This is a genomic window from Nocardia sp. NPDC003183, from assembly GCF_053590715.1.
Map to the genome: position 1 here is coordinate 55,590 of NZ_JBSFTG010000010.1, position 25,318 is coordinate 80,907.

Annotated in this window: 22 protein-coding genes; 14 read left to right on the forward strand and 8 right to left on the reverse strand. The window is 65.9% G+C overall.

Features of this window, described 5'->3' with window-relative positions; all coding sequences use genetic code 11:
• Positions 1-98: 98 nt before the first annotated feature.
• Positions 99-638: an NADPH-dependent FMN reductase gene (locus ACWDXS_RS25205; protein WP_387445712.1), complete on the forward strand. Its 540-nt coding sequence runs from the start codon at positions 99-101 to the stop codon at positions 636-638.
• A 40-nt stretch (positions 639-678) separates the two neighbouring features.
• On the opposite strand, the gene ACWDXS_RS25210 is transcribed toward ACWDXS_RS25205, so the two are convergent.
• Positions 679-2,295, reverse strand: coding sequence for an MFS transporter (locus ACWDXS_RS25210; protein ID WP_378990963.1), 1,617 nt, complete (start codon positions 2,293-2,295; stop codon positions 679-681).
• A 417-nt stretch (positions 2,296-2,712) separates the two neighbouring features.
• On the opposite strand from ACWDXS_RS25210, the gene rplJ reads away from it, so the two are divergent.
• The 6 genes from rplJ to ACWDXS_RS25240 all read left to right on the forward strand — a co-directional run bounded on the left by rplJ (position 2,713) and on the right by ACWDXS_RS25240 (position 13,852).
• Complete coding sequence (rplJ, locus tag ACWDXS_RS25215) at positions 2,713-3,276, forward strand: 50S ribosomal protein L10 (RefSeq protein WP_062988862.1); 564 nt, start codon at positions 2,713-2,715, stop codon at positions 3,274-3,276.
• Positions 3,277-3,338: 62 nt separating this feature from the next.
• Positions 3,339-3,722 (forward strand): 50S ribosomal protein L7/L12, encoded by a 384-nt coding sequence (rplL, locus tag ACWDXS_RS25220; RefSeq protein ID WP_194826830.1) that lies wholly within the window; start codon positions 3,339-3,341, stop codon positions 3,720-3,722.
• A 231-nt stretch (positions 3,723-3,953) separates the two neighbouring features.
• A complete protein-coding gene (locus ACWDXS_RS25225; protein WP_378634266.1) occupies positions 3,954-5,033 on the forward strand; it encodes an ABC transporter ATP-binding protein in 1,080 nt (359 codons plus the stop codon).
• 644 nt (positions 5,034-5,677) lie between these two features.
• A complete protein-coding gene (rpoB, locus tag ACWDXS_RS25230) occupies positions 5,678-9,178 on the forward strand; it encodes a DNA-directed RNA polymerase subunit beta (RefSeq protein WP_378990961.1) in 3,501 nt (1,166 codons plus the stop codon).
• A 105-nt stretch (positions 9,179-9,283) separates the two neighbouring features.
• On the forward strand, positions 9,284-13,237 hold the full coding sequence (locus ACWDXS_RS25235) for a DNA-directed RNA polymerase subunit beta' (RefSeq protein ID WP_378990960.1): 3,954 nt from the start codon (positions 9,284-9,286) through the stop codon (positions 13,235-13,237).
• Positions 13,238-13,318: 81 nt separating this feature from the next.
• Positions 13,319-13,852: a hypothetical protein gene (locus tag ACWDXS_RS25240; RefSeq protein WP_387445713.1), complete on the forward strand. Its 534-nt coding sequence runs from the start codon at positions 13,319-13,321 to the stop codon at positions 13,850-13,852.
• On the opposite strand, the gene ACWDXS_RS25245 is transcribed toward ACWDXS_RS25240, so the two are convergent.
• Positions 13,849-14,676 carry a formate/nitrite transporter family protein gene (locus tag ACWDXS_RS25245; protein ID WP_378990956.1) on the reverse strand — a complete coding sequence of 276 codons (828 nt, stop codon included), beginning with the start codon at positions 14,674-14,676 and terminating at the stop codon, positions 13,849-13,851. The two genes, ACWDXS_RS25240 and ACWDXS_RS25245, sit on opposite strands and share 4 nt — an antisense overlap.
• Positions 14,677-14,835: 159 nt before the next feature.
• On the opposite strand from ACWDXS_RS25245, the gene cynS reads away from it, so the two are divergent.
• Positions 14,836-15,285 carry a cyanase gene (gene cynS, locus ACWDXS_RS25250; RefSeq protein WP_378990954.1) on the forward strand — a complete coding sequence of 150 codons (450 nt, stop codon included), beginning with the start codon at positions 14,836-14,838 and terminating at the stop codon, positions 15,283-15,285.
• Positions 15,286-15,303: 18 nt separating this feature from the next.
• On the opposite strand, the gene ACWDXS_RS25255 is transcribed toward cynS, so the two are convergent.
• Positions 15,304-16,305, reverse strand: a complete 1,002-nt coding sequence (locus ACWDXS_RS25255) for an EamA family transporter (protein ID WP_387445714.1) — start codon at positions 16,303-16,305, stop codon at positions 15,304-15,306.
• Between the two features lie 38 nt (positions 16,306-16,343).
• Between ACWDXS_RS25255 and ACWDXS_RS25260 the strand changes: the two genes are divergently transcribed.
• Positions 16,344-16,874: a CGNR zinc finger domain-containing protein gene (locus ACWDXS_RS25260; protein ID WP_449969244.1), complete on the forward strand. Its 531-nt coding sequence runs from the start codon at positions 16,344-16,346 to the stop codon at positions 16,872-16,874.
• Between the two features lie 53 nt (positions 16,875-16,927).
• Here the strand turns inward: ACWDXS_RS25260 and ACWDXS_RS25265 are convergent, their stop codons facing one another.
• On the reverse strand, positions 16,928-17,596 hold the full coding sequence (locus ACWDXS_RS25265; RefSeq protein ID WP_449969247.1) for a TetR/AcrR family transcriptional regulator: 669 nt from the start codon (positions 17,594-17,596) through the stop codon (positions 16,928-16,930).
• A 114-nt stretch (positions 17,597-17,710) separates the two neighbouring features.
• Between ACWDXS_RS25265 and ACWDXS_RS25270 the strand changes: the two genes are divergently transcribed.
• Both ACWDXS_RS25270 and ACWDXS_RS25275 read left to right on the forward strand, forming a co-directional pair.
• A complete protein-coding gene (locus ACWDXS_RS25270) occupies positions 17,711-18,229 on the forward strand; it encodes a hypothetical protein (RefSeq protein ID WP_449969249.1) in 519 nt (172 codons plus the stop codon).
• A gap of 23 nt (positions 18,230-18,252) precedes the next feature.
• Positions 18,253-19,587 carry a serine hydrolase domain-containing protein gene (locus ACWDXS_RS25275; protein ID WP_449969252.1) on the forward strand — a complete coding sequence of 445 codons (1,335 nt, stop codon included), beginning with the start codon at positions 18,253-18,255 and terminating at the stop codon, positions 19,585-19,587.
• Positions 19,588-19,648: 61 nt separating this feature from the next.
• On the opposite strand, the gene ACWDXS_RS25280 is transcribed toward ACWDXS_RS25275, so the two are convergent.
• The gene (locus ACWDXS_RS25280; protein ID WP_379313628.1) at positions 19,649-20,329 is read right to left on the reverse strand and encodes a hypothetical protein; all 681 of its coding nucleotides are present in this window, start codon (positions 20,327-20,329) and stop codon (positions 19,649-19,651) included.
• 79 nt (positions 20,330-20,408) lie between these two features.
• Positions 20,409-21,419 carry an aldo/keto reductase gene (locus ACWDXS_RS25285; protein WP_449969256.1) on the reverse strand — a complete coding sequence of 337 codons (1,011 nt, stop codon included), beginning with the start codon at positions 21,417-21,419 and terminating at the stop codon, positions 20,409-20,411.
• 100 nt (positions 21,420-21,519) lie between these two features.
• On the opposite strand from ACWDXS_RS25285, the gene ACWDXS_RS25290 reads away from it, so the two are divergent.
• Positions 21,520-22,365 (forward strand): helix-turn-helix transcriptional regulator, encoded by an 846-nt coding sequence (locus tag ACWDXS_RS25290; protein WP_449969259.1) that lies wholly within the window; start codon positions 21,520-21,522, stop codon positions 22,363-22,365.
• A 1-nt stretch (position 22,366) separates the two neighbouring features.
• Here ACWDXS_RS25290 and ACWDXS_RS25295 read toward each other — a convergent pair whose 3' ends face one another.
• Complete coding sequence (locus ACWDXS_RS25295; protein ID WP_379313624.1) at positions 22,367-23,008, reverse strand: hypothetical protein; 642 nt, start codon at positions 23,006-23,008, stop codon at positions 22,367-22,369.
• Positions 23,009-23,119: 111 nt separating this feature from the next.
• Positions 23,120-24,376 carry an FAD-dependent oxidoreductase gene (locus ACWDXS_RS25300; RefSeq protein ID WP_449969263.1) on the reverse strand — a complete coding sequence of 419 codons (1,257 nt, stop codon included), beginning with the start codon at positions 24,374-24,376 and terminating at the stop codon, positions 23,120-23,122.
• A gap of 124 nt (positions 24,377-24,500) precedes the next feature.
• Here ACWDXS_RS25300 and ACWDXS_RS25305 point away from each other — a divergent pair, with 124 nt between their 5' ends.
• Both ACWDXS_RS25305 and ACWDXS_RS25310 read left to right on the forward strand, forming a co-directional pair.
• Positions 24,501-24,833, forward strand: a complete 333-nt coding sequence (locus ACWDXS_RS25305) for an ArsR/SmtB family transcription factor (RefSeq protein WP_378634300.1) — start codon at positions 24,501-24,503, stop codon at positions 24,831-24,833.
• On the forward strand, positions 24,830-25,309 hold the full coding sequence (locus tag ACWDXS_RS25310; protein WP_387445720.1) for an SRPBCC family protein: 480 nt from the start codon (positions 24,830-24,832) through the stop codon (positions 25,307-25,309). Before ACWDXS_RS25305 ends, ACWDXS_RS25310 begins: the two co-directional genes overlap by 4 nt.
• Positions 25,310-25,318 lie beyond the last annotated feature (9 nt).

The window sequence follows — 25,318 nt, forward strand, 5'->3', positions numbered from 1 at the left end:
AGCTCCTGAGAGCAACACGAGGGTGGGAACGCACAGCGTTCCCACCCTCGTGGTCTTTCGGGGGACTAATCGCCCCGGCATCCCGGTTGCGCACAGGTGTGACCAGGATTCTGCTGATCTCCGGTAGCACCAGAGCCGGATCTACCAATACCGCCGCCCTCCGCACCCTGGCCGGGCTCGCGCCCGACGGGATGCGCGCCGACCTCTATACCGGCCTGCGTGACCTGCCCGCTTTCGTTCCCGGCGACGATCCGGACGACTATCCCGCGGTGGTCGACCTCCGCGCCGAGCTCGCCACCGCGCACGCGGTGCTCATCTGCACCCCCGAATACGCGGGGACGCTGCCCGGCAGCTTGAAGAACCTGCTCGACTGGACCGTCGGTACGGCGGACCTGTACGAGAAGCCCACGGCCTGGTTGTCGGTGGCCCAACCGGGCCGCGGCGAGGGTGCGCTGGACACGCTGTCCACGGTGCTCGGTTACGTCGGCGCCGATGTCGTCGAGCGGGCGTGTCTGCGAGTGCCGGTGCTCGGCGCCGAGGTCGACGAGGACGGGCTGGTCGCGGATCGGGAGTTTGCGCTGAACGCATCGATCGCATTGATCGAGCTGGCTGCTCATCTGCGTCGAATCGGAGTGTGACGTGCGCGCACCGGGCCGCGACAGCCCGGTGCGCGTGCGGTCAGTTCTTCGCCTCGGTGTCCTCGGTCTCGCGCCAGCCGAGCAGGACGGACTCTCCGTCATGCGGCCGCCAGGGCAGGAAGATCGCCACGATCACCGCGCAGACGAGCACCGCGACGGTGGCGACCAGGGACGCGGCGTGGGCGCCCTGGAGCGTCGCGGCCTTCATGGCGACGATCAGGTTCTCGCGTTGGGTCTCGAAGAACGGCGCGAGCTCACGTTTGCGCAGTTCCAGCACGCTCAGCGGACTGGCCTTGACCAGGCTCTTCTCGTTGTCGTTCATGATGCCCATCGGGATGGCGTCGATGCGTGCGCCGATCCGGCTGGTGTAGTACGAGGCCACGATCGAGCCGAGCACCGCGACACCGAGCGTGCCGCCGATCTCGCGGGTCGTGTCGTTGACCGCCGAACCCGCCCCCGCCTCGTTCAGCGGCAGCGAGGACATGATCGATTCGGTGGCCGGTCCCTGCACGATGCCCAGACCCAGCGCCATCAACACCATCGAGGGCAGCACGCCGATCAGGTAGCTGCTGTCGACGGTGACCTGTCCGCCGAGGTAAAGGCCCGCGCCGATCAGTAGCAGGCCGATCACCAGTACCGCGGTGGTACCGACCCGTTGTGCCAGCAGCGTCGCGACCGGTGCGCCGATGGCGACCGAGAAGGCGAACGGCAATGAGGCGATACCGAATTCGAGCGGGGTGTATTCGCGCACGCCCTGGAAATACTGGGTGATCAGGAAAAGGAAACCGAACATCGAGAAGTAGCCGATGGCGATTGCCAGCGCGGGCAACGAGAATCGGCGGTTGCGGAACAACCGCATGTCGAGAATCGGTGCGGCAGTGCGCAATTCCCAGGTGACGAAGGCGGCGAGCAGGACGGTGCCGAGCGCCGCGGTGCACAGTGTGGTGAGCGAGAGCCAGCCATTGTGCGGCGCTTCGATGATCGACCACACCAGCAACGTGATCCCGGCGATCGAGAGCGCGATACCGACGAGATCGAGCTTGCCGATGTGGTCGGCGCGCGATTCGGGCACCCAGATCAGCGTCGCGACCAGCGCGACCAGCGCCACCGGCACGTTGATCCAGAACACCGAATGCCAGCTGAAATGTTCGAGCAGCCAGCCGCCGGAGATCGGGCCGATGGCGATCGCGAACCCGGCCATCGCGGTCCACGCGGCGATGGCCAGCGCGCGTTCGCGCCGGTCGGTGAAGATATTGATGATCAGGGCGAGGGTGGCGGGGAAGACCGCGGCGGCGAAAACGCCCATCGCGGCTCTGGCGACGATGACCTGCGTCATCGTTTCGGCGAGTGCGCCGCCGACCGACATCACCGCGATGCCGACGAGGCCGATGGTCATGATCCGGCGGCGGCCGTAGCGGTCGCCGAGGTTGCCTGCCGCCAGCAGCAGGCCGGCGAAGGTGAGGGTGTAGGCGTCGACGACCCACTGCAGGCCGGAGACTCCGGTCCGTAGCTGGACGCCGATCGAGGGAAGGGCGACGTTGACGATGGTGTTGTCGAGTACCACGAGCAATTCGGCCAGACAGATGACGGCGAGCGCGAGAAACCGCTGCGAACGCCGGTCCAGCAGCACTGATGGAGCGACTATGGAGGTTGCCATAGCATTGGAGTGAACCAGATTACTGTCACCCTGCGTAACACCTTCTCGGTAGGATCACTGCCACATTGCGCTGCCGAAGTGGTCTGTGTCACAGCAGATCCGGCCGAATCGGACCGGGGGATACCCGTTTTGGCAGATGGGGGGAGGTGCAGGTACAGTGGTCAACGGTCATGCGGGATGTGCATACATCCGGCGAAGACCACACCCATTCGTTCTACCGAAGACCGTTGGTCGTTGATGCCGAATTTCACGGTGTCGATCGAAGGTCCGGCGACATTGCCGGCGACCCACGCAGGGAGAGCTGAGGCCGAAGATATTTTGCGCCCCGGTACGCCTTGCGTCCGGGGCGTTCGTTTTGTCGCCGGCCCCTGATTCGGTAGTGCACCAACGAAACCGACATCAGAGAGGAGGCGAAGTATGGCGAAACCTGAAAAGGTCACCGCTGTCGCGGAGATCGCGGAGCAGTTCAAGAACTCCACGGCCACTGTTGTCACGGAATACCGTGGCCTGTCGGTCGGCAAGCTCACCGAGCTGCGTCGTGCGCTCGGCGCCGACGCCACGTACTCCGTCGCCAAGAACACCCTGGTCAAGATCGCCGCCGGCGAAGCCGGTGTGGCGGGTCTCGACGAGCTGTTCGTCGGCCCGACCGCTATCACCTTCATCCAGGGTGAGCCGGTCGATGCCGCCAAGGCGCTCAAGCAGTTCGCCAAGGACAACAAGTCCCTGGTCATCAAGGGCGGATACATGGACGGCCGCGCGCTGTCCGTGTCCGAGGTCGAGCGTATCGCTGACCTCGATTCGCGCGAGGTGCTGCTGGCCAAGCTGGCCGGTGCGTTCAAGGCCAAGCCGTCGCAGGCTGCCGCCCTGTTCGCCGCTCCCGCTTCGCAGGTCGCCCGGCTCGCCCAGGCGCTGCTCGAGAAGCGCACGAGTGCCGAAGGCGCTCCTGCTGCCGAAGAAGCACCCGCGGCTGACGCCGAATAAGACATCTATTACCCGCCTCGGGGTGCGTATGCGCTGCGAGGTACACCACGAAAGGAACCACCATGGCAAAGCTGAGCACCGAAGAACTGATCGGCGCCTTCAAGGAGCTGACCCTGCTCGAGCTCGCTGAGTTCGTCAAGGTCTTCGAAGAGACCTTCGACGTCACCGCCGCTGCCCCCGTCGCCGTCGCGGCCGCCGGTGGCGCTGCTCCGGCCGAGGCTGCCGAAGAGCAGGACGAGTTCGACGTCATCCTCGAGGGTGCCGGCGACAAGAAGATCCAGGTCATCAAGGTGGTCCGTGAGATCGTCTCGGGCCTGGGCCTGAAGGAAGCCAAGGACCTGGTCGAGGGCGCCCCGAAGCCGATCCTGGAGAAGGTCGCCAAGGATGCCGCCGAGGCCGCCAAGGCGAAGCTCGAAGAGGCCGGCGCCAAGGTTTCCGTCAAGTAATTCGGAACCAGTGCTGTTGTGAACGGGCGGTCCTTTCCGGGCCGTCCGTTTGCTATTTGTCCGGACATGCGAAAGTGATCCGGGTCGTAGTAGCCGCGCCAGGTTACTCTTCAGTCATGTAGGGGTGTGCCCCGTCTCACTGATGGGTTACAGTGACCGGACCCACAGAGTCGTAGCGCACCGCCGTGATGTGAGCGCGCGGGAACGCGGGTGGGGTGCTCGCAGGGATCAATGGAGGTAGCAGTGGGCGTCGAGGTCAGGACCGAGGGTGTAACAAAATCCTTCGGTTCACAGCGAATTTGGCAGGACGTGTCGATCACGCTCCCTTCGGGTGAGGTCAGTGCATTGCTCGGCCCATCGGGTACGGGTAAGTCGGTGTTCCTGAAGTCGCTCATCGGTCTGCTGCGGCCCGAGCGCGGGTCGATCTTCATCGATGGCACCGACATCATGACCTGCTCCAACAAGGAGCTCTACGAGATCCGCAAACTGTTCGGCGTCCTTTTCCAGGACGGCGCGCTGTTCGGGTCGATGAATTTGTACGACAACATCGCGTTCCCGCTTCGTGAGCACACGAAGAAGTCGGAATCCGAGATCCGCCGCGTGGTCATGGAGAAGCTCGAGCTGACCGGTCTGCTCGGCGCCGAGGGCAAGCTGCCCGGCGAGATCTCCGGTGGTATGCGCAAGCGCGCCGGTCTGGCCCGCGCGCTGGTCCTCGACCCGCAGATCATCCTCGTCGACGAGCCCGACTCGGGCCTCGACCCGGTGCGTACCTCGTACCTGGCGCAGCTGCTGCTCAACATCAACGCGCAGATCGACGCCACGATCCTGATCGTGACGCACAACATCAACCTGGCCCGTACCGTGCCGGACAACATCGGCATGCTCTTCCGCCGCAACCTGGTGATGTTCGGCCCCCGTGAGGTGCTGCTCACCAGCGAGGAGCCGGTGGTCAAGCAGTTCCTCAACGGCCGCATGATCGGCCCGATCGGTATGTCGGAGGAGAAGGACGAGGCGCAGATGGCGCGCGAGCAGGCGCTCGTCGACGCCGGTCACCACCACGGTGGCGCCGAGGAGATCGACGGCATCATCCCGCAGATGAAGGCCGAGCCCGGCATGCCCGCCCGCCAGGCCGTGTTCCGCCGTCAGGCGCGCGTGCGCGAGATCATCCACACCCTGCCGCACGCGGCACAGGTGGCGATCCGCGAGTCGCTGGATTCCTCCGATGACACTCAGGTGATGGCTGCCTACGGCGGCAACGATCAGCCCACCGAAACGTTCAAGACCGTTCCGCACGGCCAGATCAACGGCTGAGCGACTTTTACGCCTCGGATGAGCCCCGGCCTACGGCCGGGGCTCTTCTGCGTGACAGGGCGGAAAACAACTGCTGACCGGCCGTCGCCGGGGTGGCGCGCACGGCGTGTCGCGAGTAAAATGACCGCGGCGCGGGGTGGGGGATCCCCAGCGCGCCAGGCGATCTCGCATCGCGAACAGACCTTCGCGCGCCACTTGACGAGGGGCTCGCAAACCGTCACCCTATTCACAGCAGCGTGAGCTGTTGAGGGGCATCAACGCCAGCGAGAATTCGGCCCAGCACCAGCTGACAGGGGTCGGCGCCAGTTGAATAGAGGGCTCAGCGCCAAGTGAGCGGTCGTCTCGGGGGAGTCGGCGGCAGGGCGCGCAGCGGTGAAGGAACCCGACGCGGCCAGCGTCCAGGGCTTCGGCGCGTTATCCCGTGCGTCCGGTCACACGGATGGTATGTTGACACTCCCTTGTCTAGGGGTGTAAGTTTGGACGTTGCGCTGGCTGCCTCCTGTCCACACCTTGATTCGCACTCGAAAGTTCCACCCTTCCGGTGTTACTTCCGCTGCTGCTTGTTCTGGTTTCGTTCGGGCTGTAACCAGCGGAATTCGTAGCAGACAAGCGACGGTCGCGGACCACCACGCGACGCGCGTGAGGTGCTGGAAGGACGCATCTTGGCAGTCTCCACCCAGACCAAGGCTGGTATCCCCGGAGCCCCTTTGAGGGTTTCGTTCGCGAAGATCCGAGAGCCCTTGGAGGTGCCCGGACTTCTCGACCTACAAACGGACTCGTTCGCCTGGTTGGTCGGTACTCCCGACTGGCGTGAGAAGGCGGCCGCTCGCGGCGACGTCGGTCTCGCAGGCGGCCTCGAAGAGGTGCTCGAAGAGCTCTCGCCGATCGAGGACTTCTCCGGATCCATGTCCCTGTCGTTCTCTGATCCGCGCTTCGAAGAGGTCAAGGCCTCCATCGACGAGTGCAAAGAGAAGGACATGACCTACGCGGCGCCGTTGTTCGTCACCGCGGAGTTCATCAACAACAACACCGGCGAGATCAAGAGCCAGACGGTGTTCATGGGCGATTTCCCCATGATGACCGACAAGGGCACCTTCATCATCAACGGCACCGAGCGTGTCGTCGTCTCCCAGCTGGTCCGTTCCCCGGGCGTCTACTTCGATCACAACATCGACAAGACCACCGAGAAGGACCTGCACAGCGTGCGCGTGATCCCGTCGCGCGGCGCGTGGCTGGAGTTCGACGTCGACAAGCGCGACACCGTCGGTGTCCGTATCGACCGCAAGCGTCGTCAGCCGGTCACCGTGCTGCTCAAGGCGCTGGGTTGGACGACCGAGGAGATCGTCGAGCGTTTCGGCTTCTCCGAGATCATGATGTCCACCCTGGAGAAGGACAGCACGCCCGGCCAGGACGAGGCGCTGCTCGACATCTACCGCAAGCTGCGTCCGGGCGAGCCGCCGACCAAGGAGTCCGCGCAGACTCTGCTGGAGAACCTGTTCTTCAAGGAGAAGCGCTACGACCTGGCCCGCGTCGGTCGCTACAAGATCAACAAGAAGCTCGGCATCCACGTGCACGAGCCGGTGACCTCCTCGGTTCTCACCAAGGAAGACATCGTCGACACCATCGAGTACCTGGTGCGTCTGCACGCCGGTGACCGCACGATGACCGCCCCCGGCGGTGAAGAGGTCCCCGTCGAGATCGACGACATCGACCACTTCGGTAACCGTCGTCTGCGCACCGTCGGTGAGCTCATCCAGAACCAGATCCGCGTGGGCCTGTCCCGCATGGAGCGTGTCGTTCGTGAGCGGATGACGACTCAGGACGTCGAGGCGATCACGCCGCAGACCCTGATCAACATCCGTCCGGTCGTCGCGGCGATCAAGGAGTTCTTCGGAACTTCGCAGCTGTCGCAGTTCATGGACCAGAACAACCCGCTGTCGGGTCTGACCCACAAGCGCCGCCTGTCGGCGCTGGGCCCGGGTGGTCTGTCCCGTGAGCGCGCCGGTCTGGAAGTTCGTGACGTCCACCCGTCGCACTACGGCCGCATGTGCCCGATCGAGACCCCGGAAGGCCCGAACATCGGCCTGATCGGTTCGCTGTCGGTGTACGCGCGGGTCAACCCGTTCGGCTTCATCGAGACGCCGTACCAGAAGGTTGTCGACGGCAAGGTCACCGACGAGGTCAAGTACCTGACCGCCGACGAGGAAGACCGCTACGTTCGCGCGCAGGCCAACTCCCCGGTCGACGCCGAGGGTCGTTTCCTCGAGGAGAAGGTCCTCGTCCGCCGTGCGGGCGAAGAGGTCGAGTTCGTGACGCCGGCTCAGGTCGACTTCATGGACATCTCGCCGCGCCAGATGGTGTCGGTCGCGACGGCCATGATCCCGTTCCTCGAGCACGACGATGCCAACCGTGCCCTGATGGGCGCGAACATGCAGCGTCAGGCCGTGCCGCTGATCCGTTCCGAGTCCCCGATCGTGGGCACCGGCATGGAGCTGCGCGCAGCCGTCGACGCGGGCGACGTTGTTGTCAACGAGAAGCCCGGCGTTGTCGAAGAGGTCTCGGCCGATTACGTCACCGTGATGGCCGACGACGGCAGCCGCAAGTCCTACCGGATGCGCAAGTTCAACCGGTCGAACCAGGGCACCTGCTCGAACCAGCGTCCGATCGTGGACGAGGGCGATCGGGTGGAGAAGGGGCAGGTCCTCGCGGACGGCCCCTGCACCGAGAACGGTGAGATGGCGCTGGGCAAGAACTTGCTCGTCGCGATCATGCCGTGGGAAGGCCACAACTACGAGGACGCGATCATCCTGTCGCAGCGCCTCGTGGAAGAGGACGTTCTCACCTCGATCCACATCGAAGAGCACGAGATCGATGCCCGCGACACCAAGCTCGGTGCCGAGGAGATCACCCGGGACATCCCGAACGTCTCCGACGAGGTCCTCGCCGACCTCGACGAGCGCGGCATCATCCGCATCGGTGCCGAGGTCCGCGACGGCGACATCCTGGTCGGCAAGGTCACGCCCAAGGGCGAGACCGAGCTCACCCCGGAAGAGCGTCTGCTGCGTGCCATCTTCGGTGAGAAGGCTCGCGAAGTGCGCGACACCTCGCTCAAGGTGCCCCACGGTGAGTCCGGCAAGGTCATCGGCATTCGCGTGTTCTCGCGTGAAGACGACGACGATCTGCCTCCCGGTGTGAACGAGCTGGTCCGCGTCTACGTGGCCCAGAAGCGCAAGATCCAGGACGGCGACAAGCTCGCCGGTCGCCACGGCAACAAGGGCGTCATCGGCAAGATCCTCCCCATCGAGGACATGCCGTTCATGCCCGACGGCACGCCGGTCGACATCATTCTGAACACCCACGGTGTGCCCCGTCGTATGAACATCGGCCAGATCCTGGAAACCCATCTCGGGTGGATCGGTAAGGCCGGCTGGAATATCGACGTGGCCGCGGACGGCACCCGTCCCGACTGGGCGGCGACGCTGCCCGAGGAGATGCTGGCCGCGCCGGCCGACTCGAACATCGCCACGCCCGTCTTCGACGGCGCCAAGGATGACGAGCTGACCGGTCTGCTCGGGTCGACCCTGCCCAACCGTGACGGCGAGCGGATGGTCAACGCCGACGGCAAGTCGACGCTGTTCGACGGTCGTTCCGGTGAGCCGTTCCCGTACCCGGTCGCGGTCGGTTACATGTACATCCTGAAGCTGCACCACCTGGTCGACGACAAGATCCACGCCCGTTCGACCGGTCCGTACTCGATGATCACGCAGCAGCCGCTGGGTGGTAAGGCGCAGTTCGGTGGTCAGCGATTCGGTGAGATGGAGTGCTGGGCCATGCAGGCCTACGGTGCGGCGTACACGCTGCAGGAACTCCTGACCATCAAGTCCGACGACGTGGTCGGCCGCGTGAAGGTCTACGAGGCCATCGTCAAGGGCGAGAACATTCCGGAGCCGGGCATTCCGGAGTCGTTCAAGGTGCTCCTCAAGGAACTCCAGTCGCTGTGCCTCAACGTCGAGGTGCTGTCTTCGGATGGTGCCGCGATCGAGATGGGCGGCGGCGAAGACGAGGATCTGGAGCGCGCGGCCGCGAACCTGGGCATCAACCTGTCCAGGAACGAAGCCGCCACCATCGACGATCTGGCGAACTAGGTGGTAAGCGGTGCGGTCGCTGTGGAAGCGACCGCGCCGCGCACCGCGCTCGACAACTAGTGAACTTTTGCTCGAATTCGACCCGAACAGGGGAAAGGAAGTTACGTGCTAGACGTCAACTTCTTCGATGAACTCCGGATCGGCCTTGCCTCCGCCGATGACATCCGCCAGTGGTCTTTCGGCGAGGTGAAGAAGCCGGAGACCATCAACTACCGCACGCTCAAGCCGGAGAAGGACGGGCTCTTCTGCGAGAAGATCTTCGGTCCCACCCGGGACTGGGAGTGCTACTGCGGCAAGTACAAGCGTGTCCGCTTCAAGGGCATCATCTGTGAGCGCTGTGGCGTCGAGGTGACTCGCGCCAAGGTGCGTCGTGAGCGGATGGGCCACATCGAGCTGGCCGCTCCGGTTACTCACATCTGGTACTTCAAGGGCGTTCCGTCGCGCTTGGGCTACCTGCTCGACCTGGCGCCGAAGGATCTCGAGAAGATCATCTACTTCGCCGCCTACGTCATCGTCGGCGTCGACGAGGAGCTGCGTCACAACGAGCTCTCCACGCTCGAAGCCGAGATGGAGGTCGAGAAGAAGGCTGTCGCCGATCAGCGCGACGCCGACCTCGAGGCCCGCGCGCAGAAGCTCGAAGCCGATCTGGCCGAGCTGGAAGCCGAGGGCGCCAAGTCCGACGTGCGTCGCAAGGTCAAGGACGGCGGCGAGCGCGAAATGCGTCAGCTGCGCGACCGCTCGCAGCGTGAGCTGGACCGCCTCGACGAGATCTGGACGACCTTCACCAAGCTGTCGGTCAAGCAGCTCATCGTCGACGAGGTGCTCTACCGCGAGCTCGTCGACCGCTACGGCGAGTACTTCACCGGCGCCATGGGTGCGGAGTCCATCCAGAAGCTGATGGAGAACTTCGACATCAACGCCGAGGCCGAGAGCCTGCGCGAGACCATTCGCTCCGGCAAGGGTCAGAAGAAGCTGCGTGCGCTCAAGCGTCTGAAGGTCGTCGCGGCCTTCCAGACCAACGGCAACTCGCCCATGGGCATGGTGCTCGACGCTGTTCCGGTGATCCCGCCGGAGCTGCGCCCGATGGTCCAGCTCGACGGTGGCCGTTTCGCCACCTCCGACCTGAACGACCTGTACCGCCGCGTGATCAACCGCAACAACCGCCTCAAGCGACTGATCGATCTGGGTGCGCCCGAGATCATCGTCAACAACGAGAAGCGGATGCTGCAGGAGTCGGTCGACGCACTGTTCGACAACGGCCGTCGTGGCCGTCCGGTCACCGGACCGGGTAACCGCCCGCTGAAGTCCCTGAGCGACCTGCTCAAGGGCAAGCAGGGTCGTTTCCGTCAGAACCTGCTCGGCAAGCGCGTCGACTACTCGGGCCGTTCGGTCATCGTGGTCGGTCCGCAGCTCAAGCTGCACCAGTGTGGTCTGCCGAAGCTGATGGCGCTCGAGCTGTTCAAGCCGTTCGTCATGAAGCGTCTGGTCGATCTCAACCACGCGCAGAACATCAAGTCCGCCAAGCGGATGGTCGAGCGTCAGCGCGCACAGGTGTGGGATGTCCTCGAAGAGGTCATCGCCGAGCACCCTGTGCTGCTGAACCGCGCGCCCACCCTGCACCGCCTCGGCATCCAGGCCTTCGAGCCCCAGCTGGTCGAAGGCAAGGCCATTCAGCTGCACCCGCTCGTCTGTGAGGCGTTCAACGCCGACTTCGACGGTGACCAGATGGCCGTGCACCTTCCGCTGTCCGCGGAGGCGCAGGCCGAGGCACGCATTCTGATGCTGTCGTCGAACAACATCCTGTCCCCGGCGTCGGGTCGCCCCCTGGCGATGCCGCGTCTGGACATGGTGACGGGCCTGTTCTACCTGACCCGTCTCGACGAGAACGGTGTCGGCACCTACAAGGCCGCCGCCAAGGACGAGCCGGAGTACGGCGTGTTCTCCTCGCCCGCCGAGGCACAGATGGCCGTCGATCGTGGCGAGCTGACCGTGCGGTCCACCATCAAGGTGCGGCTGACCGAGCAGCGCCCGCCGCGGGATATCGAGAACGAGCTGTTCCCGGACGGCTGGAAGCGCGGCGAAGCGTGGCTGGCCGAGACCACGCTGGGTCGCGTGATCTTCAACGATCTGCTCCCGGCGGACTACGCGTTCATCAACGAGCCGATGCCGAAGAAGCGTCAGGCCACGATCATCAACGATCTGGCCGAGCGCTACCCGATGATCGTCGTCGCGCAGACCGTCGACAAGCTCAAGGACGCCGGCTTCTACTGGGCCACGCGTTCGGGTGTCACCGTCTCCATGTCGGACGTGCTCGTTCCGCCGGAGAAGCCCGAGATCATGGAACGCTACGAGTCGATGGCGGACCTGATCGAGAAGAAGTACCAGCGTGGCGCGCTCGATCACTCCGAGCGCAACAACGCCCTGGTCAAGATCTGGCAGGAAGCCACCGAGGAAGTGGGCGCCGCGCTGCGTACCCACTACCCGCCGGACAACCCGATCATCACGATCGTCGACTCCGGCGCCACGGGTAACTTCACCCAGACCCGTACCCTCGCGGGTATGAAGGGCCTGGTGACGAACCCGAAGGGTGAGTTCATCCCGCGCCCGATCAAGTCCTCGTTCCGTGAGGGCCTGACCGTGCTCGAGTACTTCATCAACACCCACGGTGCTCGTAAGGGTCTGGCCGACACGGCGCTTCGTACCGCCGACTCGGGTTACCTGACCCGTCGTCTGGTCGATGTGTCGCAGGACGTCATCGTCCGCGAAGAGGACTGTGGCACCGAACGCGGCATCCTGGTGCCGATCGCGGAGAAGCTGGCCGACGGCACGATCATCCGTGACGCGCACGTCGAGACCTCCACCTATGCCCGGACGCTCGCGTCCGACGCGGTGGATGCCAAGGGCAATGTCATCGTGTCGAAGGGCGCCGACCTCGGCGACCCCGCGCTCGACGCGCTGCTCGCGGCCGGTATCACCGAGGTGAAGGTCCGCTCCGTGCTGACCTGCACCACCGGCACCGGCGTCTGTGCCACCTGCTACGGCCGTTCGATGGCCACCGGCAAGCTGGTCGATATCGGCGAGGCCGTCGGCATCGTCGCGGCCCAGTCCATCGGTGAGCCCGGTACCCAGCTGACCATGCGTACCTTCCACCAGGGTGGTGTCGCAGGCGACGACATCACCGGTGGTCTGCCGCGTGTTCAGGAGCTCTTCGAGGCCCGTGTCCCCAAGGGCAAGGCGCCGATCGCGGAGGTCTCGGGCCGGGTGCGTCTCGAGGACGACGACCGCTTCTACAAGATCACGATCATCCCTGATGACGGGTCGGAGGAAGTCGTCTACGACAAGCTCTCGAAGCGTCAGCGTCTGCGGGTGTTCAAGCACGACGACGGCTCCGAGCGTCTGCTGGCCGACGGTGACCACGTGGAGGTGGGTCAGCAGCTGCTCGAGGGCGCTGCCGATCCGCACGAGGTGCTGCGCGTGATGGGTCCCCGTCAGGTGCAGGTCCACCTGGTCCACGAGGTCCAGGAGGTCTACCGCTCGCAGGGTGTGTCGATCCACGACAAGCACATCGAGGTCATCGTTCGCCAGATGCTGCGTCGTGTGACGATCATCGATTCGGGTGCGACCGAGTTCCTGCCCGGCTCGCTCACCGAGCGCGCCGAGTTCGAGAACTCGAACCGTCGCGTGGTGGCCGAAGGCCGCGAGCCGGCCTCGGGCCGTCCCGTGCTGATGGGTATCACCAAGGCGTCGCTGGCCACCGATTCGTGGCTGTCGGCGGCTTCCTTCCAGGAGACCACCCGAGTGCTGACGGACGCGGCGATCAACTGCCGCTCCGACAAGCTGATCGGCCTGAAGGAGAACGTGATCATCGGTAAGCTCATCCCGGCTGGTACCGGTATCAACCGTTACCGCAACATCCAGGTGCAGCCGACCGAAGAAGCCCGTGCCGCGGCGTACGCGGTGCCGTCCTACGACGACACCTACTACTCCCCGGACAGCTTCGGCTCCTCCACCGGCGCAGCGGTGCCGTTGGACGACTACGGCTTCAGCGACTACCGCTAAGCAGTAGCCCGAACGCCCCGTTCCTTCTTGGAGCGGGGCGTTCGTCGTTTCTGTGTCGGTGTGGGGTGAGACCATCTCGGTATGCCCGAAACCGCAGAGGCCCTGTCGATCGAGGACATGGTCCGTGGCGCGATCAAGCAGGTGTGGGCGGACTGTCCGGATCTGGTCGTGGATGCCGTTCACGAGCGAACTGTGGTGGCGCACATCGCATCCGCGCTGAATCAGCGATTGTCGGTTCTGCCCGGGAAGTGGCGGGCGGATGTCGAATACGATCGTGTCACGAATTTAGAATTCTCGATGGTGCGGAAGCAGCTGCGATTGGCGCGCGCGGGGCTCGACGATGTCAGCTTCGTGGTACCGGACTTGATCGTGCACGAACCGTACAGTGGTTCGAAACGTGGCAATATCCTTGTGCTGGAAGCCAAGAAGGGGCGCGTTTCAGCGCGGGCACGCGAAGGCGATTACATCAAACTCTGTGCGTTCATCGAGCAGCTCGGATACCGGCACGCGGTTTTCCTCGAGTTCGACGGTGCGGGTGGCCGCCCCAGGGTCGAGTGGATTCGCTCGGCGTACGAGTACCCGGACCCAACCCTGCGGGCGTCGGAGGAGCTCTAGTCCACTGCCGATTCGGCGGGCCGGCGTGACGGGGCGGTGCGGGCGTGGGTGGCGTAGAGGGTCAGGCCGACGAAGGTGAGCCCGCCTACGAGATTGCCGAGGACGGTGGGGATTTCGTTCCATACGAGGTAGTCGCCGAGGGAGAAGTCGCCGCCCAGGAGCAGGCCGGAGGGGAACAGGAACATGTTGACGATGGAGTGTTCGAAGCCCATGTAGAAGAACAGCATGATGGGCATCCACATCGCGATCACCTTGCCCGACACCGAGGTCGACATCATGGCGGCGACCACGCCGGTGGAGACCATCCAGTTGCACAGCACGGCGCGGATGAACAGGGTGAGCATGCCCGCGGCTCCGTGTTCGGCGTAGCCGAGGGTTCTGGATTCGCCGATCTCACCGAGCTTCTCGCCGACGGCGCTGGGGTCGACGGAGAAACCCATGGTGAGGATGATGGCCATCATCACCGCGACGGTGAACGCGCCCGCGAAGTTGCCGACGAACACCAGTCCCCAGTTGCGCAGCATCGTGCGCACCGTGACGCCGCGTCGTTTGTCGATCAGGGCCAGCGGAACCAGCGTGAAAACGCCGGTGAGCAAGTCGAATCCGAGCAGGTAGAGCATGCAGAACCCGACCGGGAAGAGCACGGCTCCGAGTAGTGGTTCGCCGGTGTTCACGGTGATGGTCACGGCGAACGCGGCGGCGAGGGCGAGGATCGCGCCCGCCATGTAGGCGCGGATCACGGTGTCGCGGGTGGACATGAAGGCTTTGGCCTCGCCCGCGTCGATCATCTTCTCGACGAAGTCCGCCGGTGTGAGATAGGACATGGAAAACCCTTCGTAGTGGCTCTAGCGCAGGAGTTTTCGCTGTCGAGGTTGCCTCGCGGTCACCGGACGTTGCTCCCACGTAAATAGTGGTATTCCACTATGGCGGCGAGTGCCTCCGAATGGCAGGCTGGCTGCGACCCCGACCCTAGGAGCCCCTGCATGCAACCGATTCTGAGCAAGTCCGCCGCCGCCGACCTCATCGTCGCCGCTCGTATCCGCAAGGGTATGACGTGGGCGGGCATCGCGGAATCGATCGGCGCACCCGTGGTCTGGACGACGGCAGCCCTGCTCGGCCAGCACCCGATGACCGAGGAACAGGCCGCCGCCGTCTGCACCCTGCTGGACCTCGACGACACCGTCGCCGAAAGCCTGCGTCTGCAACCCTCCCGCGGCGCCGACCCGGCGACACTGTCCGACCCCACCATCTACCGCCTCGTGGAAGCCGTCTCGGTCTACGGCCCCGCCCTCAAGGAACTCATCCACGAGGAATTCGGCGACGGCATCATGAGCGCCATCAACTTCAACATCGACATAGCCCGCCGCCCCCACCCCGACGGCGACCGCGTCGTCATCACCCTGGACGGCAAATTCCTCGACTACCGCTGGTGAATCGGGTTCTGTCGACGGTCAGGATCCTTGCTCGGTCCGAGTCCGCGGGAGCTCCGTCGGGGTGTCTGCCGGTGTCTCGGGGTCGCCGAGCGCGGGCGCGGTGGGCTCGCCGAGGCGGACGGAGACGACTCCGATGAGGATCAACGCGCCGCCGAGTAGCTGGATCGGGCGGGGGGCTTCGGCGAGGAGGATCCAGGCGAAGATCAGGGCGGCGAGGACTTCGGTGAGGGCTACGAAGGAGGCCAGGCGGGAGCCGAGGCGGCGGGTGGCGGCGATGCCGGTGACGTAGGCAATGGCGGCGGTGACGATGCCGATGACGAGGATGGGGATCCACCAGGGGGTGGTGAAGTCGGCGAAGGCGACCCGGTGGGTGGTGGCGTGCAGGGGGACGATGCCGAGGGCGCCCGCCAGGATCAGGGTGAGGCCGCCGATCAGGAGTCCGCCGCAGGCCAGAACGGTGCCGGGGAGGTCGCCGCCCTGGGCGGAGAGGACGAAATAGGCCGCGGCGCCGAGCATCGCGGCCAGCGCCCAGGCGATGCCGATCGGGTCGGTCGACAGGCCGGAGGTCACATCGAGCACGAGCAGCAGGCCGGTGATTCCGAGGACCGCGCCCGCGATGGTGGCCGCGCCGGGCTGTTGCCGGTGGCGCACCCACAACCAGCCCACCACGACGATCGGCGCGGTGTATTCGATCAGCAGCGCGGCGCCGACTTCCATGTGCGCGACGGCGTTGAAGTAGGCGAGCTGGGTGCCCGCCACGGCGACCAGGCCGTACGCGACGATGAGATTAGCGTTGGTGCGCAACAGTTTCCAGTTTCCCCGCAGGTGGGGGAGGGCGAGCGGCACGAGAACCACCCCGGCCAGCAGCACGCGCGCGGCGACAACGGCGGCGGCGCTCCAGCCCGCGTTCATCAGCCCACGCGCGAGTGGACCGGACAGCCCGAACGAGGTGGCCGACGCCAGCGCGAGCAGCAGTCCGGACCGCATCCGGATCGCGCTGTCATGAGTCAAAGTCACCATGACTAATGACGGTAAGGAGCCTGCGGTAATATGTCAATGTGGTTTTTGCTCATGGCACCGAGGCGGCCCTGCTGGCGGCGGTCGAACTGGTCAATTCCGCCGAAGACCCCGACACCTTGACCGAGACAGCTCAGCTCGCCGAGTTCTTCGAACGACACGTCTACACGGGCGCGCACACCGGCGACGCGGCCGAACTGACCGCTGTCCGGGCCCTGCGCGCGCCGCTGCGCGCGATGCTCACCAGCGACCGTGATACCGCCGTCACGCTCGTGAACGAGACTCTCGCCGGGCACCGCGCCGTACCGCAGTTGGTCCGCCACGGCGACGTCGACTATCACGTGCACGCGGTCCCGCCGCAAGCCCCACTTCCGGTCCGCATCGCCGTCGAAACCGCGATGGCGATGATCGATCTGATCCGCGCCGACGACCTGAGCAGACTCTCGATCTGCGCCGACGCGGACTGTGCGGGACTGGTACTCGACCTGTCCCGCAACCGTTCCCGCCGCTATTGCAGCACCGCATGCGGCAACCGCAACGCCGTCGCCGCCTACCGTGCGCGCCAGAAGTAGCCCACTGCAACGTGGTTCGGAGTAGGCCGATGCCGGACTGAGTCTGTCTCGGGCTAGCTCGGCCGTCTCTGCGTGAGCCCGTCGAGCAATGCGGTGAGCCCGAACTCGAAACTCCCCACGGCCGTGAGGGTTTCCGTGTCGGCGCGCTCGAGCCGGGCTCGCAGCCGCGGATACGGCAGGGCGATCTCGCCTGCCTCGTCGAGCGCGGCCTGGAGTTCTACCGCCGGATCGCGATCTCCGCGCCCGAGCCGTCGCCGCAGTGACACATCGGCCGCGGCGCCGGCGGCACTGCCGAGGATCAGTGTGAACACCGACCCCATCGCTTGGTCGGCCGCGTCGTCGACGAACCCGGCGTTCTCGTACACCGTCAGTGCGACCTCGTCGTGGCGAGCCTTGTTCGGCCCGTAGAGCAGGTAGCTCGACTGCGCCTGCGCCAGCCAGGGATGCCTGGTGATGGTTGTGTACAACCCGCGGGCCAGCTGTTCGGCGGCCGGGCGCCAGTCGAGCGAGTCGGGATCGGGCAGGGTGATTTCGCCCCAGATCTCGTCGGCGGCGAGGCGAATCAGGTTGTCCTTGTTCTTCACATGCCAGTACATCGCGGTCGGCGCGGAATCGAGCCGCTTGCCGAGGCTGCGCATGTTCAGCCCGTCGAGTCCCTCTTCGTCGAGCAGGTCGATCGCGGTGGCGACGATTTGTTCGCGGGTCAATGTCTCACGCGGCATGCCTAGACCATAGGGGTTCACCTGGCACTTTCACAAAGTTCAAGAAATCTCTTGCACTTAGTTCAAGTAGACCGCTACGCTACTTTTACAAAGTTCAAGAAGGGATCGACCAGCATGAATGTCTTCCTCGCCACCATCGACCTCGCCATCGCCGCCGCGTTCGTGAGCATGCCGTTCGTGCGCAATCGCTACGGCACGGCCGCCATGGTCACCGCCGAGTCCGAGCTGGCCAGACAGGGGGTGCGCACCACCGCGCTCACCGAGAACGGCATGCGGTTCGACGCCAGTGGCCACGAGAGTGCCGCGCCACTGAGCGTCGCCGCGATCATGATCGCGCTCGCCGGCGTCAACCTCGCTGACCTGGCCGTCGCCCGGCCGCTGAACTGGGTGCTGTTGACGCTGGTTCTGCTCGGCAACAGCGTCATCGTCTACAGCAATCACACCGCCGTGCGCTCGGTGCGCGCCGCGTTCCACCGCAAGGGCGATCCCGAACTGATCCGTATCGACGTTCCCGCACTGCTCGCGGCCGCCGAATCCGGCTTCCCGGCCTGGACTTGGACGTTGCAGACGCTGCGCAACATCACCGTCTTCGGCAGCGCCGTCCTCGGCCTCGCGGCCCTCGTACTTTCCTGAAACAGCAAGCAAGGAGAAGAACCATGTCCGATCTCGCCCAGTTCATCGCCGCTACCGCCACCGAATTCGGCATCCCCGGCCTAGCCGTCGGTGTTTTCGCCGACGGTCACGAGATCTTCGCGACGCACGGCGTCACCGGCATCGACAACCCGCTTCCCATCACCCCCGACACTCTGTTCGCCGCCGGCTCCATCACCAAACCGGTGACCGCGACCGCGCTGATGCGGCTGGTCGCCGAAGGCAGAATCGACCTCAACGCGACTGTTCAGCAGTATGTTCCGGAATTCACGGCCTCGACCGACATCACCGTCGGGGCCCTGCTCAACCACACCTCGGGCCTGGACTGGAACCTCCTCGTCGATACCGGCGAGGGTGACGACGCGCTCGCCGAGTTCGCCCGCCGGTTGAGTGATCTCCCGCCGATCGGCAAGCCGGGCGAACGCTCCTCCTACAGTCAGGCCGGTTTCAACCTCCTCGGCCGGGTCATCGAAACTGTCACCGGCCAGAGTTTCGAGCGCGCGGTCCATGACCTCGTACTCGCGCCGGTCGGTATGGACAACAGCGTCTTCCAGCTCTCCGATGTCATGACCCGCCGCTTCGCGATCGGTCACGAACTCGGCGCCGACCACGAAATGAGCGTCGTCCGGCCGTGGAAGGGCAACCGCGCCAACAATCCCGGCGGTGGCCTGGCCACGACCGTCGCCGATCAGTTGCGGTGGATGCGCGTGCACCTGGGGAAGAGCGATGTGCTGCCGACCGACATGCTCGCCCGCATGCAGGAGCCGACCGTGCAGCTGCGGGCCAGTTCGCTCGGCGACGCGATCGGTCAGTGCTGGTTCGTCCGCGACATCGATGGCGTCCGCACCATCGGCCACGGCGGTTCGGGCTTCGGGCAATTCGCCGAACTGCTTCTCGTCCCCGAACGCGACTTCGCGGTGGTGGTGATGGCCAACGCCGGTCCCGATGGCATCGCGTGCAACCAGCGCATCGTCCGCTGGGTCCTCGCGCACTACCTCGGCATCGATGATGTCGACCCGGCACCGCTGCCCTTCGACGCCGCGGCGGCCGCGGAACTGGTCGGCCGCTACGAGATCGACGCGATGACTTTCGACATCACCGCGACCCCGTCGAGCCTGGTCCTCGAGGTCAGGATCAAGCCGGAGCTGCGTGCGGCGGCCGACCAGGATCTCCCGCCCGACCACGTGCCGTTCGATGTCGGCCTGCTGCCCGGCGCAGGTGACGAATACATTGTCACCTCAGGGGCTTTCGTCGGTCAGCGCGGATACTTCAGCCGCGACGAGGACGGCGGGGTGATCGGAGTGGACCTGGCCGGCCGGTTGTTCACCCGCATCGGCTAGCGCGCGTCGGGTGGACCGCCGGGTTTCGCCACCCGGCGGTTCGGCCTTGCCCGCAGCGCGCCTACCTGACCTTCGGGCACTTCTTGCCCGCCAGATGGCACTTGTCCTCGAATCCCGCGGGCAGCCAGGTGCCGGTCTTCAGCAGTGGGTGGTGCGGAAAGTGCCGCAGGGCAGCGGTGACGAAAAGCAATACCGCCCAGGGGCTTTGGATCTGGATCTGCTGCAACTTGCCGTCTCGGTCGGGGAATCGGCAGCCGACGCGATCCGGCGCGGTGAGGTCGATGGACTCGAGCGCGGACCAGTACAGCGAGAACGACCGATCGGGGTTGGCGAGATGCAACCGCCGGTCCGAGATCATCACCGACCCCGGCCGTTCCGCCACCCAGCGCGGTTGCGCGGCGGCCGCTGCCTGAGTGCGCCGGGTCCGGTTCACGACCGCATTACCCAACTGCGCGGCCGCGACGATCGGGGCCGGACCGGCGACGGGCCCCCGGCTCCTGGTCCGATTTCCGTCGCCGGTCGGCCGCCACGTGTACCAGTTGACGGCTCCCTCGGCGAGACCGACCTCGCCGGGCTCGATCCGCACCCGCGTCGCCGTGTGCGGGATCAGTCCCACCTCGCCGCGCGCCAGCAGATCGGCCACCCCACAGGTGTACAGCAGGTAGTCGTCGAACCACGTCCACCCGGCCTGTTCGGCCAGGGCGCGTTCGATATCGGCCAGCGGGTCGAACACCACTCTCATCACCACCCACCCGTGCGGACTTACTGGTGTCAACGGTAGCGGAGACCGGCGGCAACGCGCGGTCGGCGGACAGCGAAAATCAGCGTTCGCTGTCGAGCATCGCCATCTGCTCGGCCGCGTACCGCTCGCCCGCGACGGCATCGGCCGGGGCCGCCGCCTCGATCACGGCCAGCTCGTCGGGCGTGAGCGAGATCCCGAGCGCCCCGAGCGTCTCGTCGAGGCGCGTCCGGCTGCGCGCGCCGATGACCGGCACGATGTCCTCGCCCCGGCTCAGTGCCCAGGCGATCGCCAGCTGGGCGACCGAAACCTGTTTCGTGGCAGCGATATCGGCCAGCGCCTCGACCAAGCGCAAGTTCGTGGTGAGGTTTTCGCCCTGGAAGCGCGGGCTGTGGGCACGGAAGTCGCCGGCCGTCGCGGGCCCGCCGTTGCGGAAGGTATCGCTGAGCAGCCCCCGCGAGAGCACGCCGTAAGCGGTGATGCCCGTGCCGAGTTGCCGTGCGACCGGGAGGATTTCCTTTTCGATGCCGCGGGAGATGAGCGAGTACTCGATCTGGAGGTCGGCGATCGGGTGCACCGCGGCGGCCCGTCGCAGTGTGTCGGCACCGATCTCGGAGAGTCCGATGTGCCGCACGTACCCCGCCTCGACGAGTTCGCCGATCGCGCCGACGGTGTCCTCGATCGGCACCTCGGGATCCAGGCGCGCGGGCCGGTAGACGTCGATGTGATCGACACCGAGTCGAGTCAGCGTGTAGGTGAGGAAGTTGCGGAGGGCGGCCGGTCGCCCGTCGAAGCCGCCCCATGTTCCGCCCGGCCCGCGCAGCGCACCGAATTTCACGCTGAGTACCACGTCCTCGCGGGCACGTTCGGCGATGGCCTTGCCGACCAGCATCTCGTTGTGACCCGCGCCGTAGAAGTCACCGGTGTCGATGAGGTTGATGCCCGCGTCGATGGCGGCGTGGAGGGTCGCGACCGATTCACGGTCGTCGGAGGCGCCGTATATCCCGGACATGCCCATCGCGCCGAGGCCGATGCGGCTGACGCGGGGACCGGTGTCGCCGAGGCCGACGGTGGGAATCTGTGAGTTCGTCATGCTTCGAGCCTGCGCCGCGAGCGCCGCTCGCGGCAGAGATCGTTCATCGGGGGATCGCCGGTCCCTGGCTGGGCGCCGCCGCGAAGCGCACCATGGAGATATGGACCGATCCGAGCTGGCCGACTTCCTGCGCCGTCACCGGGAACTGCTCACCCCCGCCGACGTGGGCCTGCCGCCCGGCCTGCGCCGGCGCACCCCCGGTCTGCGACGCGACGAGGTGGCTCTGCTCACCGGCATGTCGACCGACTACTACACCCGCCTCGAACAGGCGCGTGGTCCACGCCCGTCCACCCAGGTCCTCGCCGCGCTGGCTCGCGCGCTGCGCCTGAGTGCCGACGAGCGCGACCACCTGTTCCATCTGTGCGGCCACCCGTCCCCGGACCGCGGGCTGCGCGACAAGCACGTCGGCCCCGGCCTGCTGCACATGCTGGACAAACTCGACGACGTCCCCGCCGCCGTGATCACCGATCTCGGCGAGGTCCTCGTCCAGAACCGCATGCACAGTCTGCTGGCCGGTGACCACAGTGCCCGCAGGGGCCTCGATCGCTTCTATTCCTGGCGCTGGTTCACCGATCCATCGGCCAGAACGCTGTTCCCCGAATCGGATTGGGCCCGTATGAGCCGCAGCCATGTGGCCGATCTGCGTGCCACCGCGGCACGTCGCGCCGACGATGCGGAGGTCACCGGCTTCATCAGCGAGTTACGCGGCAACAGTGCGGAATTCGAAGAGCTGTGGAACGAACACGAAGTCGCCGTGCGGATCTCCGACACCAAACAGTTCCTGCACCCGGAAATCGGCCTGATCGATACGATCTGCGAAACCCTGCTCACCCCGAACGCCGCCCAGCGACTGCTGGTCTATCTGCCGCGTCCCGGCACCGACGCGGCGGAGAAGATGGCGCTGCTACGGGTGATCGGCACCCAACTCCTCAGTCCGACACAGTGATTCACGGTGTCCCGGTGACATAGGCGAGCGCGGTGTCGATCGCGGGCTGACCGCCTGCCAGCGCGTACCCGGCGAGCGCGCCGATCGCCGCCCCTGCCACGGTGGCGACCGGGACGGTGATGAAGTCCAGAATGAACAGGCCGAGCGGGAAGCCGAGTACGAAACCGATGGCAGCCCCGATGGCGGCACCTTCGATGATCTTCGGTTGCAGGCGTTGGGTTTCGGCGAAGAAGCGTTCCTGTGCGCTGATGTCGCGCACCGGTGTGGTCGATTCGCTGATCGGGGTGAGGGTCAGGCTGGTGCCCTGCTCGTCGATCGACGGCGTGAGCGGCACCGCGTGCGCACCGACCCGCACGACCATCGGCAGCGCCGCGAGAACCGCCCCCGATTCGTCGGTGATCGCGACGACTGTCGCGTCGTGGACGAGCTGGAACCGCCCCGTGTCGATGGTGGTGACCACCGCACGCCGATCCTCGGTGGCGCTCACCTGGTAGTTCACGCCCTTGTCGATGCCGCGCAGCGAGGGCGCCGCGACCGGCTGCTCGGCGATCACCGGCGCGGGCTCGGCGTGCCCGTTCCCGGCTGCCGCCACGATGACCCCCATCGCGAGCAGTGCCGCCCCGACCCCAGTGCCGATCCTCATCCCGCAAGCCTCCTGCTGCTCCACCCGGGTCCGGTTCGTCCCGTTCGTCGCGGCAAACCTAGCCGTTACGGCCCCGTTCGGAAAGTCCACAGCGGGCGGGGCCGGGACAGATCAGCGCCGCGCGTTCGACGATCCGGCGCCGGTCTGTGGACGTCGGGCGAAATCCGGCGCGTGCTCGGGGCGCAGCCCGATACCGCCGAGATAAGCGGTGATTCCGGCGAGCGCGGGCACGGCGTCGACAACACGCATCGGCAAGGGTGCGGTGTGCAGGGTTCCCCGCAGCGCGGGCGTGATGAGCATGTCGTGTTCGCCGCGCTGGGATCGCTGCGTGAAGCTCGCGGGCAGCATCCGCCTGCGCTGCACCTTTTCCAGGTCGGCGGTCCGCACGGTGCCGTCGAGCAGCGGCTGGGCCAGTATGCGCGCGGCCGCGACGGCGTCCTGCACCGCGAGATTGACGCCGACCCCGCCAACCGGTGACATCGTGTGCGCGGCATCGCCGATGCACAGCAGGCCGGGGACGTACCACCGGTCGAGCATGCCCACCGTCACCTCGAGCAGTTTGACGTCATCCCAGGTCCGGATCGCCGCTGTCGCCTCGGCGGACCAGCCGAACAGTTCGGTGACGCGATCGCGTAGCCACCGCACGTCGTGTGCGGCGCGAAGCTCTGCGTCACAGCCCTTTTCGATGATGTAGCCGGTCTGGTAGTAGTCGCCGCGGTCGATGGCCACCGCGGAGTTGCCGTTGGTGAAGCGGGCCTGCACGGCACCGCCGTCGATGTCGTCCTCCGATTTCGGGATGCGGAAGAACCACATGTCCATCGGCACGTCCTCCATGCGCGGGCGCAGACCCGCGGCCTCGCGCGTCACGGAATCGCGTCCGTCGCAGGCGATCACGAGATCTGCGCGCACGGCGTGTTCGACGCCGTCGGCGTCGAGATAGCGCACGCCTGCCACCCGGCCCGCCTCCTCGATCAGTCCGGTCGCGGTCGAGCGCATGCGCAGGGTGAAGGTCGGTTCCTCGGCCGCGGCGCTGGTGAGCAGGTCGAGGAAGTCCCATTGCGGCACCATGGCGATGTGCCGGTACTTGCCGGGAATTCGGGTGAAATCGGCGGCGACCACCATGCGGTCGCCCGCGTGCATGCACATCCGGGTGAGCTCGGAGCGCGGCAACCTGGCGAAGTTCGCGCCGAGCCCCAGTTCGTCGATCAGTCGCACCGTCGACGGGTGCACCGTATCGCCGCGGAAATCCCGGAGGAAGTCGGCATGCTTTTCCAGCACGGTCACTTCGACGCCTGCTCTGGCGAGTAGGAGACCGGCCATCGTGCCCGCGGGGCCGCCGCCGACGATGCAACAGGTGGTCTTGTCCATGAGTGTGCCCCCTCGATGATTCCCGCCAAGTTCTACGACAAAGCGTAGTAGTGAATCCATCGGCCCGTCCAGGGTTTTCCGAAAGGGGTTGACCGGATGACGTGGCCACGCAATACTGAACTAGATGGTTCAGTATGACTTCCTAGACGCCTCGTTCGGGGCGCTCGCGGACCCCACACGGCGGGGCATCCTCGAGCAACTCGGGCGTGGACCCGCGAGTATCAGCGAGTTGGCCGAGCGATTCGAGATGACCTTGACCGGCATCAAGAAGCACATCGGCCTGCTCGAGGACGCGGGCATGGTGGTCACCGAGAAGCGTGGGCGGGTGCGGTACTGCCGGATCTGTGAGCACGTCTTCGATCGTGAGGTGGCCTGGATGCAGGGTTATCGGCAGATGCTCGAAGCCCGGATGGACCGTCTCGGTGAATTCCTGCAACGAACGGAGCCAGAGCAATGAGCACCACCACCAACGACGCCGTCATTACCTCCACCTCGGACCGCGAAGTCCACATCGAACGCGATTTCGACGCCCCACTGGACCGGGTATGGGACGCCTACAGCCGCATCGAGCAGCTCTCCCGCTGGTGGGGTCGCGGCCATGTGGTCGACGTCGAGCGCTGGGAGTTCCGCAAGGGCGGCCACTGGCGTTTCGTCGAACACGACGGCGACGAGTCCTACGGTTTCGAGGGCCGCTTTCGCGAGATCACCCCGAAGGAACGCATCGTGCAGTCCTTCGAGTGGGACGGCATGCCCGCCCACATCTGCATCGACTCGACCACCTTCATCGATCTCGGCGACGGCCGCACCAGGGTCGCCACCGACAGCATCTTCCACACGGCCGAGGAATGCGCGGGCATGCTCGCCTCGGGCATGGAGGTCGGCCTCAACGACAGCTACCGGGCCCTCGACGCCCTGCTGGCCGAACGTCGCTGAGCGCGCGAA

What these genes read in the sequence shown, in the direction of transcription:
- ACWDXS_RS25280 (WP_379313628.1), bottom strand. Translation starts at nt 20,329, where the DNA reads ATGAGAGTGGTGTTCGACCCGCTGGCCGATATCGAACGCGCCCTGGCC.
- ACWDXS_RS25270 (WP_449969249.1), top strand. Translation starts at nt 17,711, where the DNA reads ATGAATGTCTTCCTCGCCACCATCGACCTCGCCATCGCCGCCGCGTTC.
- ACWDXS_RS25310 (WP_387445720.1), top strand. Translation starts at nt 24,830, where the DNA reads ATGAGCACCACCACCAACGACGCCGTCATTACCTCCACCTCGGACCGC.
- rplJ (WP_062988862.1), top strand. Translation starts at nt 2,713, where the DNA reads ATGGCGAAACCTGAAAAGGTCACCGCTGTCGCGGAGATCGCGGAGCAG.
- rplL (WP_194826830.1), top strand. Translation starts at nt 3,339, where the DNA reads ATGGCAAAGCTGAGCACCGAAGAACTGATCGGCGCCTTCAAGGAGCTG.
- cynS (WP_378990954.1), top strand. Translation starts at nt 14,836, where the DNA reads ATGCAACCGATTCTGAGCAAGTCCGCCGCCGCCGACCTCATCGTCGCC.
- ACWDXS_RS25285 (WP_449969256.1), bottom strand. Translation starts at nt 21,419, where the DNA reads ATGACGAACTCACAGATTCCCACCGTCGGCCTCGGCGACACCGGTCCC.
- ACWDXS_RS25240 (WP_387445713.1), top strand. Translation starts at nt 13,319, where the DNA reads ATGCCCGAAACCGCAGAGGCCCTGTCGATCGAGGACATGGTCCGTGGC.
- ACWDXS_RS25275 (WP_449969252.1), top strand. Translation starts at nt 18,253, where the DNA reads ATGTCCGATCTCGCCCAGTTCATCGCCGCTACCGCCACCGAATTCGGC.
- ACWDXS_RS25225 (WP_378634266.1), top strand. Translation starts at nt 3,954, where the DNA reads ATGGAGGTAGCAGTGGGCGTCGAGGTCAGGACCGAGGGTGTAACAAAA.
- ACWDXS_RS25265 (WP_449969247.1), bottom strand. Translation starts at nt 17,596, where the DNA reads ATGCCGCGTGAGACATTGACCCGCGAACAAATCGTCGCCACCGCGATC.
- ACWDXS_RS25300 (WP_449969263.1), bottom strand. Translation starts at nt 24,376, where the DNA reads ATGGACAAGACCACCTGTTGCATCGTCGGCGGCGGCCCCGCGGGCACG.
- ACWDXS_RS25245 (WP_378990956.1), bottom strand. Translation starts at nt 14,676, where the DNA reads ATGTCCTATCTCACACCGGCGGACTTCGTCGAGAAGATGATCGACGCG.
- ACWDXS_RS25290 (WP_449969259.1), top strand. Translation starts at nt 21,520, where the DNA reads ATGGACCGATCCGAGCTGGCCGACTTCCTGCGCCGTCACCGGGAACTG.
- ACWDXS_RS25305 (WP_378634300.1), top strand. Translation starts at nt 24,501, where the DNA reads ATGGTTCAGTATGACTTCCTAGACGCCTCGTTCGGGGCGCTCGCGGAC.
- ACWDXS_RS25210 (WP_378990963.1), bottom strand. Translation starts at nt 2,295, where the DNA reads ATGGCAACCTCCATAGTCGCTCCATCAGTGCTGCTGGACCGGCGTTCG.
- ACWDXS_RS25255 (WP_387445714.1), bottom strand. Translation starts at nt 16,305, where the DNA reads ATGGTGACTTTGACTCATGACAGCGCGATCCGGATGCGGTCCGGACTG.
- ACWDXS_RS25295 (WP_379313624.1), bottom strand. Translation starts at nt 23,008, where the DNA reads ATGAGGATCGGCACTGGGGTCGGGGCGGCACTGCTCGCGATGGGGGTC.